The organism is Streptomyces sp. NRRL B-1140, assembly GCF_001280065.1.
Classification (GTDB): domain Bacteria; phylum Actinomycetota; class Actinomycetes; order Streptomycetales; family Streptomycetaceae; genus Streptomyces.
Window position 1 is genome coordinate 49,076 of the sequence record NZ_LGEA01000014.1, and the last position, 17,453, is coordinate 66,528.

14 protein-coding genes and 1 tRNA gene are annotated in these 17,453 nt (G+C 72.2%); 11 read left to right on the forward strand and 4 right to left on the reverse strand.

Annotated elements, in window-relative coordinates; translation table 11 throughout:
• Positions 1 to 12 precede the first annotated feature (12 nt).
• On the reverse strand, positions 13 to 2,397 hold the full coding sequence (locus tag ADK65_RS03395; RefSeq protein ID WP_234352784.1) for an SCO7613 C-terminal domain-containing membrane protein: 2,385 nt from the start codon (positions 2,395 to 2,397) through the stop codon (positions 13 to 15).
• 98 nt (positions 2,398 to 2,495) lie between these two features.
• On the opposite strand from ADK65_RS03395, the gene ADK65_RS03400 reads away from it, so the two are divergent.
• Positions 2,496 to 2,942, forward strand: coding sequence for an SRPBCC family protein (locus ADK65_RS03400; protein WP_053668275.1), 447 nt, complete (start codon positions 2,496 to 2,498; stop codon positions 2,940 to 2,942).
• Between the two features lie 39 nt (positions 2,943 to 2,981).
• Positions 2,982 to 3,053 (forward strand) — tRNA-Val (locus ADK65_RS03405).
• A gap of 68 nt (positions 3,054 to 3,121) precedes the next feature.
• Here the strand turns inward: ADK65_RS03405 and ADK65_RS03410 are convergent.
• Positions 3,122 to 3,850: a 3'-5' exonuclease gene (locus ADK65_RS03410; RefSeq protein WP_053668276.1), complete on the reverse strand. Its 729-nt coding sequence runs from the start codon at positions 3,848 to 3,850 to the stop codon at positions 3,122 to 3,124.
• A gap of 170 nt (positions 3,851 to 4,020) precedes the next feature.
• On the opposite strand from ADK65_RS03410, the gene ADK65_RS03415 reads away from it, so the two are divergent.
• From ADK65_RS03415 to ADK65_RS03430, 4 genes are all read left to right on the forward strand, one after another.
• Entirely contained in the window at positions 4,021 to 4,587 is a 567-nt protein-coding gene (locus ADK65_RS03415; protein ID WP_053668277.1) for a DUF4365 domain-containing protein, read from the forward strand.
• Entirely contained in the window at positions 4,584 to 5,810 is a 1,227-nt protein-coding gene (locus ADK65_RS03420; protein ID WP_053668278.1) for a hypothetical protein, read from the forward strand. Before ADK65_RS03415 ends, ADK65_RS03420 begins: the two co-directional genes overlap by 4 nt.
• Before the next feature lie 145 nt (positions 5,811 to 5,955).
• Positions 5,956 to 7,932, forward strand: coding sequence for a threonine--tRNA ligase (gene thrS / locus ADK65_RS03425; RefSeq protein WP_053668279.1), 1,977 nt, complete (start codon positions 5,956 to 5,958; stop codon positions 7,930 to 7,932).
• 65 nt (positions 7,933 to 7,997) lie between these two features.
• Positions 7,998 to 8,555, forward strand: coding sequence for an HIT family protein (locus ADK65_RS03430; RefSeq protein ID WP_053668280.1), 558 nt, complete (start codon positions 7,998 to 8,000; stop codon positions 8,553 to 8,555).
• Between the two features lie 151 nt (positions 8,556 to 8,706).
• Here ADK65_RS03430 and ADK65_RS03435 read toward each other — a convergent pair whose 3' ends face one another.
• On the reverse strand, positions 8,707 to 10,374 hold the full coding sequence (locus tag ADK65_RS03435; RefSeq protein WP_053668281.1) for a hypothetical protein: 1,668 nt from the start codon (positions 10,372 to 10,374) through the stop codon (positions 8,707 to 8,709).
• Positions 10,375 to 10,544: 170 nt separating this feature from the next.
• Positions 10,545 to 12,743: an elongation factor G-like protein EF-G2 gene (locus tag ADK65_RS03440; RefSeq protein WP_053668282.1), complete on the reverse strand. Its 2,199-nt coding sequence runs from the start codon at positions 12,741 to 12,743 to the stop codon at positions 10,545 to 10,547.
• A gap of 218 nt (positions 12,744 to 12,961) precedes the next feature.
• On the opposite strand from ADK65_RS03440, the gene pgsA reads away from it, so the two are divergent.
• The 5 genes from pgsA to pdxS all read left to right on the forward strand — a co-directional run bounded on the left by pgsA (position 12,962) and on the right by pdxS (position 17,450).
• Complete coding sequence (gene pgsA, locus ADK65_RS03445) at positions 12,962 to 13,726, forward strand: phosphatidylinositol phosphate synthase (protein WP_063787986.1); 765 nt, start codon at positions 12,962 to 12,964, stop codon at positions 13,724 to 13,726.
• Positions 13,723 to 14,631, forward strand: coding sequence for a phosphatidylinositol mannoside acyltransferase (locus ADK65_RS03450; protein WP_053668284.1), 909 nt, complete (start codon positions 13,723 to 13,725; stop codon positions 14,629 to 14,631). Before pgsA ends, ADK65_RS03450 begins: the two co-directional genes overlap by 4 nt.
• Positions 14,628 to 15,791 carry a glycosyltransferase family 4 protein gene (locus ADK65_RS03455; protein WP_053668285.1) on the forward strand — a complete coding sequence of 388 codons (1,164 nt, stop codon included), beginning with the start codon at positions 14,628 to 14,630 and terminating at the stop codon, positions 15,789 to 15,791. Before ADK65_RS03450 ends, ADK65_RS03455 begins: the two co-directional genes overlap by 4 nt.
• 75 nt (positions 15,792 to 15,866) lie before the next feature.
• Positions 15,867 to 16,409, forward strand: coding sequence for a hypothetical protein (locus ADK65_RS03460; protein WP_053668286.1), 543 nt, complete (start codon positions 15,867 to 15,869; stop codon positions 16,407 to 16,409).
• 135 nt (positions 16,410 to 16,544) lie between these two features.
• Positions 16,545 to 17,450 carry a pyridoxal 5'-phosphate synthase lyase subunit PdxS gene (gene pdxS / locus ADK65_RS03465; RefSeq protein ID WP_053668287.1) on the forward strand — a complete coding sequence of 302 codons (906 nt, stop codon included), beginning with the start codon at positions 16,545 to 16,547 and terminating at the stop codon, positions 17,448 to 17,450.
• Positions 17,451 to 17,453: the final 3 nt, after the last annotated feature.

The window sequence follows — 17,453 nt, forward strand, 5'->3', positions numbered from 1 at the left end:
GCCTCAGTGCTCCTACTCCATGCTCCCCAGCACCTCCCGAACCCGCCGGACGTCCCGGATCCGCTGCTCGTACGTCGCGCCGAGGGCGAGCAGCAGGAGGCCGGCGAGGGCGGGGGGTGCCCAGCGGGGGAGGGCCCCCGTCACCTGCACGACGTACGGCGCGAGTTCGTGCAGGGTGACCAGGGTCAGCACCGAGCCGCCGAGCACCAGCGGTGCCCGCAGGCGGTGCCGGGCCCCCAGCAGGGTGACCAGCAGTGCCGCGCCGCCGAGCAGCAGCGGCCGCGTCCACTGCGGATCGGTCCAGGCCGCGACCAGGCTGGGCAGGAGCGTCGCGGCGAGCCCGGCTCCGTACGCCGTCCAGGAGGAGGTCTGCGGGTCGCGGCGCCGGCGCAGGGCTCCGACCAGCAGCGCCGGGACGGTCACCGGCAGGGTGTACGCCTCGGGCGTACCGACGTCCCAGGCGGCCAGCCGGACCCAGGCGGCCAGCACGAACAGGGCCGTGGCCGCGTAGCCGACGGGACGGCGCCCGGCACGCAGGGCCGTGCCCGCGGCGATCACCCCGCACAGGGCCAGCACCAGGGCGAGCATCGGCGGGTCGGTGACGGCCAGCGCCACGGCCAGGAGACCGACGGCGGCTCCCACGGCCTCGACGGGCACCGTCGCCCGCGACTCACCGAGACGCGCCGCCAGCACGGCTGCGGCAGCCGCAACCGCCAGGACCGCCAGGGCGGTTCGGGCCGTCGGCCAGTCCGCCGCGGCACCCGACGCCGAAGCCAGCGCGGCGGCGTGCACGAGAGCCGCCGGAGCCGTGAACGGCGAGACGTCCGCCCGCCACGAGGCCACGGCGAACAACGTCGTCAGGGCGGACAGCACCACCAGGGTCGCCGACTGGGACGCGAGGGAGACCAGCGTGAGACCGGCGGCCGTGACCAGGGCGAGGACAAGAGCCGTGACCTGCGCCGCCGCCGCCGTGACCCGGCACGCGGCCAGCGCGGCCGCCGTCATGACGCCCAGCACCAGCATGCCGACGGCATACGGAATCTCCAGGACCGCCGGAAGGATCAGCGCCGTGGCCCACAGGAGGCCGAGGGCGCCGAGCCGGGCCCGGGAACGCCACACCTGCCCACGGACCACCAGGGCGAGCACGGCCGCCACGGCCACCGGCACCACCGGAGCCACGGCCGCGTGCGGCGGCCAGGGAACATCGACGACCACCGCGGCACGGGCGTCCGACGGCGCCCCGCCCCACACCCGGCCCAGCCATCCGGCCGGCCCCAGCAGCACCACGGCCACGACGGGCAGTGTCCACAGCACGGCCAGGGCCTGCACGGCACCGGAGGCCCAGGCGAGACCCCGCCGCATCGCGCCCGGCACGCGTTCGAGGCGTACGGCCGCCAACAGGGCGATAGCGACGACCAGGTGGGCCGGAACCGCCCACTGCGACGGCAGCCCGGAACGCGCCACCCCACCGAGCGCCCCCACGACGAGCAGCCCGGCCGTGATCGCGAGGCCGAGGGCATGCCCGGCACCCGGCCCTCGCAGGGCCGAACCCACGGCGATCGCCGTGGCGAGCAGGAGCAGCGACGCGGCGCGCGAAGCGTCGACCGGGCCGTCCGCCGTCAGGGACAGCCAGCCGGCACCCACAACACCCCAGCCGCCGACACCGTACGCACCCACGACGGCGGCGACCCGCGGCACCCCGGCCGGCAGCAGCACCAGTGCGACCGCGTCGAGACCGGCCGTCACCAGCAGCGCGGCCGCCATCGGATACGGCCCCGCGTCGGCGGCCAAGGCCCCCAGCAGCAGCGGGAACTGGGCCGCCGCCAGAGCGCAGGGCCCGGGGAGGCGCAGCGCGGATGTGACCGGCAGCAGGCCGTACGCCGTCCAGATCAGGGCCAGTACCGCCGTCGCCGCGGCCGCGTACCCCATCCCGTCCGTCCCGGCGAGGGCGGCCGTGTGCAGCGCGTACGCGTCCAGGACGGTCAGGGCGAGCCCGAGACCCGTCACCGACTCGGCCGTCGACCGCAGCCCGCGCTTCAGCAGGGCCACGGGTGCGGTGAGCGTGGCCAGCGTGACCGCGCCGAGCACCAGGGCCCGCCCCGCGGTCCCCATGTCCCCCCAGCTGACCAGGGTGAACACCGCCGCCGCGAGGGTGAGCAGGACACCGCCGAGGACCAGCAGCACGTTCTGCACGCTGGGCGCGGCGGCCTCGGGGCGGGGCGCGGTGGCGGACGGCGTCCGCGGGTGCGCCCAGCGCCGCGACGGCTGCCCCGTCTGCTGCAGAGCCGCGACCAGCCAGGCGCGGCGAGTCAGCAACTGGGCCCGGCGGGCGTCCAGTTGCCTCAGTTCGGCGTCGAGGAACCGCAGTTCCTCGGCCGGAGGCGGAAGGTGCGTCATGGCAGGCAGTGTGGTCCGCGTCACCGTGCCGGGCATGAGTGCGGATACTCAGGCGCGTACTCAGCCGGTTCCCGTCCTGAAGTGGGCACACTGCGGGCATGGACTGGAACCACTACCGCTTCCGCAGCCTGTGGCCCCTGCCCGCACCGCCCGCCACGGTGTACGAGGTGCTGCAACGCCCCGAAAACTATCCCCTCTGGTGGCGCCAGGTCCGAGAGGTGATCCGGCTCGACGACACCACCGGGGTGATCCGCATCCGCTCCCTCCTGCCGTACGACATGACCTTCAGAGCGCGGGAGGTGCGGCGCGACCCCGCGGCCGGGGTGCTCGAGACGGCCCTGTCCGGGGACATCGAGGGCTGGGCGCGCTGGACCGTCACACCGCACGGGAACGGCAGTCTCGCGCGCTACGACCAGGTCGTCAGCGTGCACAAGCCGCTGCTGCGACGCCTCGCCGTACCGGGACGGCCCCTCTTCCGCGCCAATCACGCGCTGATGATGCGGTCCGGGCGGTGCGGACTGAGCCGGCATCTCCGGGCGGTTTGAAGGAAGCGTGCCGGGACCTGTATGGTTCAGTGCGTTCCCGGGCGATTAGCTCAGTGGGAGAGCGCTTCGTTCACACCGAAGAGGTCACTGGTTCGAACCCAGTATCGCCCACCGGAAACGGCCGGTCCGTCGCAGACGGACCGGTTTTTTCATGCCCCGGGCGCTCCGGAGACAGGATCTCAGGCCGCGGCCGGCAGGTCCGGGCGCAGCGGCCAGGCCGGGTCGACCACCTCGTCCACACCACTGCGCGCGAACCACGCCTGCAGGCCCCGCGCCTGCGCCGCGTGCCACACCGCCTGCAGGGTGTGCAGCTCACCCGGGGCGAGACGCTCCAGCCGGGACGCGAACCGGCGGCCCACCGCCCGGGTGACCTCCAGCGCCGCCACGGCGTCGGCCGCCGCGTCGTGCGCGCCCTCCAAAGCCACGCCGTAGTGCGCGCACAGATCGGTCAGCGTGCGGCGGCCCTTGCGGTAGCGGTCCAGGTGCTTGTCCAGAACCCGCGGGTCCAGCACGGACAGCGGCGCCGCCTCGAACCAGCGGCCGAGCGCCGAGGCGCGGTGGCGGCGCAACTCCCGGTCGAGCAGAGTGAGATCGAACGGCGCGTTCATCACCACGACCGGCCGCCCGGCGTGCGCCTGCTCGGCCAGCGCCTGCGCTATCTCGTACATCACCGGCGCCGGCCAACGGCCGTTGCGCTGCAGGTGCTCCTCCGTCAGCCCGTGCACCGCCGTCGCCTCGGCCGGCACCGGCACCCCCGGGTTCACCAGCCAGCGGCTCACCCGCGGCCGGATGCCCGGCGCATCCTGGACGACCACGGCGGCCGACACGATCCGGTCGGTCTCGACGTCCACGCCCGTCGTCTCCGTGTCGAAGGCGGCCAGCGGCCCCTCGTACCAGCACGTCGTCATCGGCCCCACAACCCCTCCGTCACCTTCGGCAGTTGACGCACCGTCCGCTGCCCGATTCGGTGATACCCGTGCTGTTTGCGCCGTACGCCGGACGGAGACAACAGGAGTACGGGTCGTCGCAGTTCAGCGGCCCGCCACGGGGAAACACTGGTTCTGGAAGGCTGTTGGCCATGGCCATTGCGCAGCCCGAACGGGGCGGGCTGCTGCCCGAGCGCACGGCTCCCTCCCGCGGCACCCTCGCCACCACCGCCTGCATGGAGACACTGCAGGTCGGCTATCTGCACGCCGTCGCGGCCGCCGCGGGCTGCTCACTGTCCCAGCCCTTTCCCGACAACGGCATCGACTGGCACGTCAGCCACAGCGCCCCCGGGCACACGGTCGACGACGAGGTCACCATCAAGGTGCAGCTCAAGGCCACCTATCAGGTGCCGCCCAATCCGCCCGGCCGCACCTTCTCCTTCACCCTCGACAACGACCACCTGGCGAAGCTCGCCCGCACACCCGTGTCGGTGCACAAGATCCTCGTGGTGATGCTGGTGCCGCGCTCACAGGACGACTGGCTGCGCGCCGGCCACGACCGGCTGGATCTGCGGCACTGCTGCTACTGGACCAATCTCGCCGGACAGCCCATCACCGGCCGCCGCCGCACCACGGTGCGGATACCGACCTCACGCATCTTCGACGACCGGGCCCTGTGCGAGATCATGACGCGGGTCGGGACGGGAGGGAAACCGTGACGCACCGCCCGACCGAGGAGCCGCTGAGGCAGGTCCGGCCGCATCCCGTCGGCACCACACGGAGCGGCTCGACGCCCGAGCCGCCCGAGCCCGCCGGCACCGACCCGGCCGTGCTGGGCGCCCTGCTGCGCCGGCACGGCTGGCAGCGGCGCGGCGGCGCGCCCGGACGCTACGGCCGCTGGACCCCGCCCGGCCCCGGAGGCAGCGGCACCAGCCTCCTGGTGCCGGAGAGCCGTGCCTTCCCCGACAGCGACGAGCTGCTCGGCGAGGCCCTGCTCGCCCTGTCCCGCAGCGGCTCGCCCTCCGCCCGTGAGGTCCTCGTCTCCCTCGCCGTGCCCAGCGACGAGATCCGCTGGTGGCACGACGTCCCCGCGGGGCCCGCCGGAGCCGCGTCCTGGACCGTCGAGGACCGGCTGCGCGGCGCCGCCCGCCGGATGCTGCTCGCCGCGGCCCTCGCCACCCGCGCCCGGGCCGGCTACCACGGTGCCCGTCACCGCCGTACCGCCGCCGCGGCCCTGGAGAACGTCCTCGTCGGCTCCGCCACCGACGGCCGGCTCACCGCGTTCGTGCCGGTCGCCGGCGGCCGCCCCCTGGCCGTACGCCTCCACCAGGCGCTGTTCGCCGCCCGGGAGGCCATCGACTACCAGCGGGCCACCGGCGGCATGGACGGCTTCGACACCGCTGTCGGGGCAGGAGTGAGCCACGAGCTCACCGAGGCCCTGGTGACCCTCGTCCAGGGCACGGAGGGCGCCCGGATCGCCGTCGAGTGGGCCCCGGCGGCCGGGGTACCCGAGGGGTGCGCCCCCTCTGCCGAGCCGGTCGAGTTCTCGCCCGGCGACCTGGCCGTGCTGCGCGAGGCGGGCGCCCGCTACCTGCGTGAGGAACCCGCGGTGCCGGTGCGGCTCACGGGAGCGGTGGTCCGGCTGCGCCGGTCCGGGCCGCGCGGCGAGGGCACCGTACGGCTGCGCGTCCTGGCCGGGGCCGACGTGCCGAACGTCCGGATCACCCTCGACGAGGACGCGTACCGGATCGCCGGGCACGCCCATCTCGTGGGACTTCCGGTCCGGGTGCAGGGGCGGCTGGAGAGCCGGAGCGGGTTCCGCCGCCTCACCGGCGCCCATGGTGTCGTCCCGGTCCAGGTCGACGACGCCGAACGGGACCGCCTGATGAAGGAGCTCCACGAGAACCTCGACTTCTTCGAAGGGGCCTGCGAAGGGGACTGACGACCCCTGCCGAGGGGACGGACCGAGCCTGCGGCGGGGGCCGGGCGGGAACGATTTCGCGTCGGGCGGCCCCGGGTCGGTACGATCCTTACTCGTGCGCGCGCTCGGGTATGGCGCCGCAGCCCCCTTCAGTCAGGAGAGACCGGTGTCAGACGTCCGTGTGATCATCCAGCGCGATTCCGAGCGGGAAGAACGCGTGGTGACGACGGGCACTACGGCCGCCGAGCTCTTCGCCGGCGAGCGCTCGATCATCGCCGCGCGCGTGGCCGGCGAGCTCAAGGACCTGTCGTACACCCTGTCCGAGGGCGACGAGGTCGAGGGCGTCGAGATCTCCTCCGAGGACGGCCTCAACATCCTGCGCCACTCCACCGCGCACGTCATGGCCCAGGCCGTGCAGGAGCTCCACCCCGAGGCCAAGCTCGGCATCGGCCCGCCCGTCAAGGACGGCTTCTACTACGACTTCGACGTCGAGAAGCCGTTCACGCCCGAGGATCTCAAGGCCATCGAGAAGAAGATGCAGGAGATCCAGAAGCGGGGGCAGCGCTTCTCCCGCCGTGTGGTGACCGACGAGGCCGCCCGCGAGGAACTGGCCGACGAGCCCTACAAGCTGGAGCTGATCGGCCTCAAGGGCTCCGCCTCGTCCGACGACGGCGCGGACGTCGAGGTCGGCGCCGGTGAGCTGACGATCTACGACAACCTGGACGCCAAGACCGGCGACCTGTGCTGGAAGGACCTCTGCCGAGGCCCCCACCTGCCGTCGACCCGGGCCATCCCGGCGTTCAAGCTGATGCGCAACGCGGCCGCCTACTGGCGCGGCAGCGAGAAGAACCCCATGCTCCAGCGCATCTACGGCACCGCCTGGCCGACCAAGGACGAGCTGAAGGCGCACCTGGAGTTCCTCGCCGAGGCCGAGAAGCGCGACCACCGCAAGCTGGGCAACGAGCTGGACCTGTTCTCCGTCCCCGAGCAGATCGGCTCCGGCCTCGCCGTCTTCCACCCCAAGGGCGGCATCATCCGCCGGGTCATGGAGGACTACTCGCGCCGCCGCCACGAGGAAGAGGGCTACGAGTTCGTCTACACCCCGCACGCGACGAAGGGGAAGCTCTTCGAGACCTCGGGCCACCTGGACTGGTACGCCGACGGCATGTACCCGCCCATGCAGCTCGACGAGGGCGTGGACTACTACCTCAAGCCCATGAACTGCCCGATGCACAACCTGATCTTCGACGCGCGCGGGCGCTCCTACCGTGAACTGCCGCTGCGCCTCTTCGAGTTCGGGACCGTGTACCGGTACGAGAAGTCCGGCGTCGTGCACGGCCTGACCCGCGCCCGCGGCTTCACCCAGGACGACGCGCACATCTACTGCACCCGCGAGCAGATGTCGGAGGAACTCGACAAGACGCTCACCTTCGTCCTCGGCCTGCTGCGCGACTACGGCCTGACCGACTTCTACCTGGAGCTGTCCACCAAGGACCCGGAGAAGTTCGTCGGCTCGGACGAGGCCTGGGAAGAGGCCACCGAGACGCTGCGCCAGGTCGCCGAGAAGCAGGGCCTGCCCCTCGTCCCGGACCCGGGCGGCGCCGCCTTCTACGGCCCGAAGATCTCCGTCCAGGCCAAGGACGCCATCGGCCGCACCTGGCAGATGTCGACGATCCAGCTCGACTTCAACCTGCCCGAGCGCTTCGACCTGGAGTACACCTCCGCCGACGGCTCCAAGCAGCGCCCCGTCATGATCCACCGCGCGCTGTTCGGCTCCATCGAGCGGTTCTTCGCGGTGCTCCTGGAGCACTACGCGGGTGCCTTCCCGGCCTGGCTGGCACCGGTCCAGGCCGTCGGCATCCCGATCGGCGACGCGCACGTGGAGTATCTGGAGAAGTTCGCCGCCGCGGCCAAGAAGAAGGGTCTGCGCGTCGAGGTCGACTCCTCCTCCGACCGCATGCAGAAGAAGATCCGCAACGCCCAGAAGCAGAAGGTGCCCTTCATGGTCATCGCGGGCGACGAGGACATGTCCCACGAGTCCGTGTCCTTCCGCTACCGCGACGGCTCGCAGGAGAACGGCATCCCCTTCGACGAGGCCATCGCGAAGATCCTCAAGGTCGTCGAGGAACGCGCCCAGGTCTGATCACACGGTGCGTAGGCCCCCGGGGAGACCCGGGGGCCTTTGCCGTCCCCCCAGGTCGACGCCATATGCTGCACTGCATGACGAGTGAGCCGGAGCAGCAGCTGGGAGTAGGGACGCAGGACGCGTTCCAGCGTCTGTGGACGCCCCATCGGATGGCCTACATCCAGGGCGAGAACAAGCCCACCGGCCCGGGCGCCGGCGACGGCTGCCCCTTCTGCTCGATCCCGGCCAAGTCCGACGAGGACGGGCTCGTCGTCCGGCGCGGCGAGCAGGTCTACGCGGTGCTCAACCTCTACCCGTACAACGGCGGCCACCTGATGACCGTGCCCTACCGGCACGTCGCCGACTACACCGACCTCACCGCGGGGGAGACAGCCGAGCTCGGCGAACTCACCAAGCAGGCGATGACGGCCTTGCGCACGGCCTCCGGCGCCCACGGCTTCAACATCGGCATGAACCAGGGCACGGTCGCCGGCGCCGGCATCGCCGCACACCTGCACCAGCACATCGTGCCGCGCTGGGGCGGGGACACGAACTTCATGCCGGTGGTGGGACACACGCGGGTGCTGCCACAGCTCCTGGCCGACACAAGGAAGATGCTGGCGGACGCCTGGCCGTCATGAACCGCGGGCATGCGTGCCGCCCGGGGCGGTGGGGGTCCCCCCCTGCTCGAGCGAAGCCGAGAGCTTGGGGGAGGGCGGGCGCGGCGGCACCCCGCGGCGCCGGGCCGCGCACCCACCCGTGCCCCAGCACCAACGCCGGACACCTCACCGACTAGGCGTCGTAGACGTCCGCCTTCTTCGGCGAAGCCTCCTGCACCGCCCCGCTGAGCGCCGCCGACCTGGACCCGAACTTCTCCACGTCCACGCCGTTCTCCCGCAGCACCTTCAGGGCCGCCGTATGCACCACCCGCAGCACCGGCGTGGCCGCCCGCAGCGCGTCGTCGGCCATGAAGCGGTGCCGCCACGGCTGGTCGGCCCACGCGTGCCGCAGGCCGAACGGCTCCGGCAGCGTCAGGCTGCCGCCGAGCCAGTTGAGCACCGGCGGATACCAGGTCAGCGGGGCGCGCGCGGCCAGCCGTACCACCTCGTCGGCGTCGATCAGCGGGAGCTTGACCGTGCGGGTCTCCCAGAACTTGAACGACTTCTGGACCGTCTTCTCCTTGGCGGCGGGCTTCTCGTTGAACAGGGAGTTCACCGGCCCCAGCGCGTGCCCGGTGACCTCGATGCGCAGCGTGTCGTGCAGCACGGTCACCGTGATCAGCATCGTGATCACCAGGTGGCCGTCCCACAGGGTCCACTGGACGCCCAGGTAGTGCCGGTCGCCGCTGCCGAACTGCTGCTTGTTGCAGATGTCCTGGATGGCGTGCGTCCGGACCGTGTACGCGTCGACGTCCGTGCCGCTCGGCCGGGACACCTCCGTCGCCTTCTCGCCGATCGGCGTGACGACCCAGTGCGTGATGGACGGCTTGGGGAAACCGCCGGTGTTGATGGACGTACGCTCCAGCATGCCGAGGCCGCCCTGGATCGCCACGATGACGTCCCAGCTGCGGAACGGGTGGAAGTCCTTGCCCGGCTCGGCCGATACCAGTTCCTCGGCCAGTTGCCAGCTGCCCCACCGCGTGCCCATGCCGAGTATGCCCTTGGGACCGGCGTAGAAGACCGAGTTGGAACGCTGCTCGGCCGCGAGGCGGGCCAGCTCCTTGCGGACCTGCTCGGCGGCGTCACCGGGGTTGCCGGGGACGGCCTCGGGGATCTTGGCGCCGACACCGCCGCCCGACAGCAGGCTCGCCCAGCGCTCCCGCAGGTCCCGGGCGGTCCGCTCGCAGATGTGCTTGGCCCAGAACCAGCCCACGACGGGCATGATCACCGCCGCGCGCCCGTACAGGGCCCAGAATCCCGTGAACGGCATGCGCAGCAGGAACAGCACGGCCAGTGCGCCCACGGCGACCAGCAGCGTCGTCGCGAGGGCACCCGCACGCTTGTCCTCGCGCTTGGCCATGGTGGTGCGCAGGGTGAACACCAGCAGCCACACGAGGAAGCCCGGCAGGAACAGCAGCCCGCAGATCACCGTGACCGCCGACAGGCGGTTGTCGCGGTCGCGGCGGATGCGGTGGGCCGCCAGGCAGTGCTCCACGACGACCTGGGGCTCGATGCCGAAGGACTGGATGACCGGCTTGCGCTCGGCACCCAGCATCCGGTCGATCACCGCGCGGGAGAAGGCCTCGCCCAGCCTGGGGCGGAAGATCTTCGCCCAGGAGCGCGGCGGGGTCACCTTCGACTGGTGCCACTCGTTGTCGGCGGCCAGGATCTTGGTGACCTCGTCGTCCCGGTAGGCCGCCGCCGCCAGCGCGTAGGTCGCCGCCGTCTGGCCGCTCGCACCCGCGAGGGGTACCTGAGCCCCCGGGCTGAAGTCGAATCCGTCCGTCACTGCCGCCCCCATCGCTGCCGCATCCGCATCTGCGGCCTTCCCGACTTCCGCGCTCCGCACACCTGTTGATCAGGTCATCAGCGTATCCGCCCGTGCCGGAGAGCGGGGCGGGCGGCCCGTCAAGCCGCCCGCCCCGGCGGAGAGAAGCCCCCAGGAGGGAACGTGGTGGCGCCCGGCGCCGACTACGAGGCCACGCGCTCCTCTTCGCGCACCCGGTCCGCGACCTGCTGCGGCATCGGTTCGTGCCGCGCGTACCGCCGGCTGAACCCCGCCGTGCCGTGCGCCATCGACCGCAGGTCGATCGCGTACCGGCCGATCTCGATCTCGGGCACCTCGGCCCGGATCAGCGTGCGCCCGCCGGGGGTCTGCTCGGTGCCCAGCACCCGCCCGCGCCGCCCCGACAGGTCGCTCATCACGGCACCCACGAAGTCGTCGCCGACCAGCACCGACACCTCGGCCACCGGCTCCAGCAGATGGATCCTCGCGCCGGCCGCGGCCTCCCGCAGCGCCAGCGCTCCGGCCGTCTGGAACGCGGCGTCGGAGGAGTCCACCGAGTGCGCCTTGCCGTCGAGGAGGGTCACCCGTACGTCGATGAGCGGGTACCCGGCAGCGACTCCCCTGGCCGCCTGAGCGCGCACGCCCTTCTCCACCGACGGGATGAACTGCCGGGGCACCGCGCCGCCGACGACCTTGTCGACGAACTCGATGCCGGACCCGCCGGGCAGCGGCTCGACCTCGATCTCGCAGATGGCGAACTGCCCGTGCCCGCCGGACTGCTTGACGTGCCTGCCCCGGCCGGCCGACCTGGTCGCGAACGTCTCGCGCAGCGACACCCGGTGCGGCACGACGTCGACTTGGACGCCGTACCGGCTGCGCAGCCGCTCCAGGGCAACGTCGGCGTGCGCCTCGCCCAGGCACCACAGCACCACCTGGTGGGTGTCCTGGTTCTGTTCGAGCCGCATCGTCGGGTCCTCGGCCACCAGCCGGGCCAGGCCCTGGGAGAGCTTGTCCTCGTCCGGTTTGCTGTGCGCCCGGATGGCCAGCGGCAGCAGCGGGTCGGGCATCTGCCACGGCTCCATGAGCAGCGGGTCGTCCTTGGCGGACAGGGTGTCGCCGGTCTCGGCGCGGCCCAGCTTCGCCACGCAGGCCAAGTCACCCGCGATGACGTGCGACACCGGGCGCTGCTGCTTGCCGAACGGCGTGGACAGGGCGCCGATCCGCTCGTCGACGTCGTGGTCCTCGTGCCCCCGGTCGGCCAGCCCGTGCCCGGAGACGTGGACCGTCTGATCGGCGCGCAGGGTGCCGGAGAACAGCCGGATCAGCGACAGCCGGCCGACGTACGGGTCGGAGGAGGTCTTCACGACCTCCGCGACCAGCGGAGCGCCCGGGTCGCACGGCTTGAGCTCGCGCGGCTTGCCGTCGATGGTCGTGACCTGCACCCTCTCGTGCTCCAGTGGCGTGGGGAAACCCCGCGTGATCAGCTCCAGCAGCTCCAGGGTGCCGAGCCCCTGCCGGGCTCCCTCACCCGCGGGGGCGGCGGCCAGGACGGGGAAGAAGACGCCTCGCGCGACGGCCCGCTCCAGATCCTCGATGAGCGTGGCGACGTCGATCGGCTCCCCGCCGAGGTAGCGGTCCATGAGGGTCTCGTCCTCGCTCTCGGAGATGATCCCCTCGATGAGCCGGTTGCGGGCCTCCTCGATCAGCGGCAGCTGGTCCTCGCCCGGCTCGGATTCCTTGCGCTCGCCGGCCGAGTAGTCGAACAGCTTCTGCGACAGCAGGCCGATCAGCCCGGTCACGGGCGCGTGCCCGTCGGGAGCCTGGGGGCCGTGCAGCGGCAGGTAGAGCGGCAGGACCGCGTCGGGATCGTCCGCGCCGAAGGCCTCCGCGCAGGTCCGTGTCATCTCCTCGAAGTCGGAACGCGCCGACTCCAGGTGCGTGACGACGATGGCCCGGGGCATGCCCACGGCCGCGCACTCCTCCCACACCATGCGGGTCGAGCCGTCCACGCCGTCCGAGGCCGAGACGACGAAGAGGGCCGCGTCCGCCGCGCGCAGACCGGCCCTGAGCTCACCGACGAAGTCGGCGTATCCGGGGGTGTCGAGGAGATTGACCTTGATGCCGTCCCACTCGACGGGCACCAGGGAGAGCTGCACCGAGCGCTGCTGCCGGTGCTCGATGTCGTCGTAGTCGGAGACGGTGCCGCCGTCCTCCACGCGACCCGCCCGGTTCACCGCCCCCGCCGTGAGTGCGAGGGCCTCCACCAATGTGGTCTTGCCCGATCCGGAGTGGCCGACCAGCACCACATTCCGTACGGAGCGAGGGTGGTCGGCCGCTCGTGCCCTGCCGGCGGCCCCAGGGTGTGTCTGTGCCTTGTCGCCCATGATCCTGCCTCCCGTGCACGGTGAGGTCACTGTGGGCGCGGACACGCGGAGCCCGCGTGCGGTGCGGCTCCGGCGACGCCCGCGGTCATTCGACCTTCCCACTCCCGTCACGGCGCGTCCATACGAACGACGTGGGCGCGCCGCCCACCAGGGGCTCGAGGGTTCCCCCGAAAGGGGTCCGGGTGCCCGGCCCTCGCCCACGCGCGCGCGTGACTACGATGGGCCAGCCGGTGGCCAGCAGGGGCCAGACGGCGACACCGACCCTCGGGAAGGCCATGCTGAACAAGTACGCGCGTGCATTCTTCACGCGTGTCCTCACACCGTTCGCCGCGTTTCTGATCCGGCGGGGCGTCAGCCCCGACACCGTCACGCTCATCGGCACCGCCGGTGTGGTCGCGGGCGCGCTGGTCTTCTACCCCATGGGCGAGTTCTTCTGGGGCACGGTCGTGATCACGCTGTTCGTGTTCTCCGACCTCGTCGACGGCAACATGGCCCGGCAACTGGGCCGCTCCAGCCGCTGGGGCGCCTTCCTGGACTCCACGCTCGACCGGGTCGCCGACGGCGCGATCTTCGGCGGCTTCATCCTCTGGTACGCAGGAGGGGGCGACGACCTCGTCCTGTGCGCCGTCTCGATCTTCTGTCTGGCCAGCGGGCAGGTGGTGTCGTACACCAAGGCCCGGGGCGAGTCGATCGGCCTGCCGGTGGCGGTCAACGGGCTCGTCGAGCGGGCCGAGCGGCTGGTGATCTCCCTGGTCGCGGCGGGGCTCGCGGGCCTGCACAAGTTCGGCGTGCCCGGCATCCAGTACCTGCTGCCCGTCGCCCTGTGGATCGTCGCCGTGGGCAGCCTCGTCACGCTCGTCCAGCGGGTCGTCACGGTCCGCCGGGAGTCCGCGGAGGCCGAGGCCGCGGCGGCCACGGCGGACGGGCAGGACAATGAGGACGAGCAGCAGAACGCCTCTCACGGGAGCGAGGCGGCCACGTGAGCGCTCAGGACCGGCTGACGGACGCGCTGTACGGCCTCGGCTGGGGCACGGTCAAGAAGCTCCCCGAGCCGGCCGCCGCACGGCTCGGCCGCACCATCGCCGACCTGGCCTGGAAGCAGCGCGGCAAGGGCGTGCAGCGCCTGGAGAGCAACTACGCGCGTGTGGTGCCCGGTGCGAGCCCCGAGCGTCTCGCCGAACTGTCCCGCGCGGGCATGCGCTCCTACCTGCGTTACTGGATGGAGTCCTTCCGCCTCCCCGCCTGGAGCAAGGAGCGGATCAAGGGCGGTTTCGAGCCGAAGGACCTGCACCACCTCACCGAGGGCATGGCCGCAGGCAAGGGCGTCATACTCGCGCTGCCGCACCTCGCCAACTGGGACCTCGCCGGCGCCTGGGTCACCACGAGACTCGGCATCCCCTTCACCACGGTCGCCGAGCGCCTGAAGCCCGAGACGCTCTACGACCGCTTCGTCGCCTACCGCGAGGGCCTCGGCATGGAGGTCCTGCCGCACAGCGGCGGCACCGCCTTCGGCACCCTGGCCCGCCGGCTGCGCGACGGCGGACTGGTCTGCCTGGTCGCCGACCGCGACCTGTCCGCCTCCGGCGTCGAGGTCGACTTCTTCGGCGCCACGGCGCGCATGCCGGCCGGACCCGCCCTGCTCGCCCAGCAGACCGGCGCCCTGCTGCTGCCCGTCACCCTCTGGTACGACGACTCGCCCGTGATGCAGGGCCGCGTCCACCCGCCCGTCGAGGTCCCCGAGCCGGGCACACGCGCCGAGAAGACATCCGTCATGACACAGGCGCTGGCCGACGCCTTCGCCACGGGTATCGCCGACCATCCGGAGGACTGGCACATGCTGCAGCGCCTGTGGCTCGCGGACCTCGACCCCGCGAAGGGGCGCCCGTGAGAATCGGTATCGTCTGCCCGTACTCCTGGGACGTACCGGGCGGCGTGCAGTTCCACATCCGTGACCTCGCCGAGTACTTCATCCGCCTCGGCCACGAGGTGTCCGTCCTGGCCCCGGCCGACGACGACACCCCGCTGCCGCCGTACGTGGTCTCGGCCGGACGCGCGGTGCCGGTGCCGTACAACGGGTCGGTGGCCCGGCTGAACTTCGGTTTCCTGAGCGCGGCCCGGGTGCGCCGCTGGCTGCACGACGGCGCGTTCGACGTGATCCACATCCACGAGCCGACCTCGCCGTCGCTGGGCCTGCTGACCTGCTGGGCCGCCCAGGGGCCGATCGTCGCCACGTTCCACACGTCCAACCCGCGCTCGCGCGCGATGATCGCCGCGTACTCGATCCTCCAGGCCGCCCTGGAGAAGATCAGCGCCCGCATCGCGGTGAGCGAGTACGCCCGCCGCACCCTGGTGGAGCACCTCGGCGGCGACGCGGTCGTGATCCCCAACGGCGTCGACGTCGACTTCTTCGCCGACGCCGAGCCCAAGGCCGAGTGGCAGGGCGAAACGATCGGCTTCATAGGGCGTATCGACGAGCCCCGCAAGGGACTCCCGGTGCTGATGAGGGCCCTGCCCGCGATCCTCGCCGCGCGTCCGCAGACCCGGCTGCTGGTCGCCGGACGCGGTGACGAGGAGGAGGCCGTGGAGTCCCTGCCGGCCGAGCTGCGCTCGCGCGTCGAGTTCCTCGGCATGGTCAGCGACGAGGACAAGGCCCGCTTCCTGCGCAGCGTCGACCTGTACGTCGCGCCCAACACCGGCGGTGAGAGCTTCGGCATCATCCTCGTCGAGGCCATGTCCGCCGGGGCCCCCGTCCTCGCCTCCGACCTGGACGCCTTCGCCCAGGTCCTGGACCGCGGGTCGGCCGGCGAGCTGTTCCCCAACGAGGACGCCGACGCCCTGGCCGAGGCGGCCGTACGGCTCCTGGCCGACCCGCAGCGGCGGGCGGAGCTGCGGGAGCGGGGGAGTGCCCACGTGCGGCGCTTCGACTGGTCGACCGTCGGCGCGGACATCCTGTCCGTCTACGAGACGGTCACGGCGGGAGCGGCGGCGGTGGCCGAGGACGAGCGGGCGACGGGCCTGTGGGGGCGGCTGGGGTTCGCCCGGGACTGATGCCGGGCCGGCTGCGGCCGGCCCCGGGCCGGGGGGTGAACGGCGAGAGTGCCCGTGCCGCTAGCCTTGCCGCCCGTGACCACCACTCTCATCTGGATCGCCGTCGCCCTGGTCGCGATCGGGCTCTACCTGAGCTGGACCGCAGGCCGGCTCGACCGTCTCCACGCCCGGATCGACGCCGCGCGGGCCGCCCTGGACGCGCAGCTGCTGCGCCGGGCCTCGGTCGCGCAGGAACTGGCGACCTCGGGAGTCCTGGACCCGGCCGCCTCGATCGTGCTGTACGAGGCCGCACACGCCGCCCGACAGGCCGAGGAGGACCAGCGGGAAGTCGCCGAGAGCGAACTGAGCCAGGCGCTGCGGGCCGTCTTCGGAGAGGCCCCGCAGGTGGAGGCGGTGCGAGAGGCACCCGGGGGAGAGGAGGCGGCCCGGGAACTCACCGAGGCGGTCCGCAGGGTGCCGATGGCCCGGCGTTTCCACAACGACGCCGTACGGGCGGCCCGGGCCCTGCGCCGGCATCGCAAGGTGCGCTGGTTCCGCCTGGCCGGTCACGCGCCCTTCCCGATGGCCTTCGAGATGGACGACGAGCCTCCGGCGGCCCTGGTGGACCGGGCCGCCTGAACCGTCCACCCGTCGCTTTCCGGCCGTCCGTCGCAAAAAGGATCCACGGCGTTCACATTGGCCCTTGCTGTGGCCTGGTTCTCTCACGTTTCCTCAGTGCTGCAGAAATCCCCTTTCCCCTCAGCGAGGTCACCCGTGTCCATCTCCGAAAACCAGGCTCCCGAGACCGGTACCGCCCGAGTGAAGCGCGGCATGGCCGAGCAGCTCAAGGGCGGCGTCATCATGGACGTCGTCACCCCGGAGCAGGCGAAGATCGCCGAGGACGCGGGCGCCGTGGCCGTCATGGCCCTGGAGCGGGTCCCGGCCGACATCCGCAAGGACGGCGGCGTGGCCCGCATGTCCGACCCGGACATGATCGAGGGCATCATCGACGCCGTCTCCATCCCGGTCATGGCCAAGTCCCGCATCGGCCACTTCGTCGAGGCCCAGGTCCTGCAGTCCCTCGGCGTCGACTACATCGACGAGTCCGAGGTCCTCACCCCGGCCGACGAGGTCAACCACTCCGACAAGTGGGCCTTCACCACCCCGTTCGTCTGTGGCGCCACCAACCTCGGCGAGGCCCTGCGCCGCATCGCCGAGGGCGCGGCGATGATCCGCTCCAAGGGCGAGGCCGGCACCGGCAACGTCGTCGAGGCCGTCCGCCACCTGCGCCAGATCAAGAACGAGATCGCCCGCCTGCGCGGCTACGACAACAACGAGCTGTACGCCGCCGCCAAGGAGCTGCGCGCCCCGTACGAGCTGGTCAAGGAAGTCTCCGAGCTCGGCAAGCTCCCCGTGGTGCTGTTCTCCGCCGGCGGTGTCGCCACCCCGGCCGACGCGGCCCTGATGCGCCAGCTCGGCGCCGAGGGCGTCTTCGTCGGCTCCGGCATCTTCAAGTCCGGCGACCCGGCCAAGCGCGCCGCCGCCATCGTGAAGGCCACCACCTTCTACGACGACCCGAAGATCGTCGCCGACGCCTCCCGCAACCTCGGCGAGGCCATGGTCGGCATCAACTGCGACACCCTCCCCGAGGCCGAGCGCTACGCCAACCGCGGCTGGTAAGGC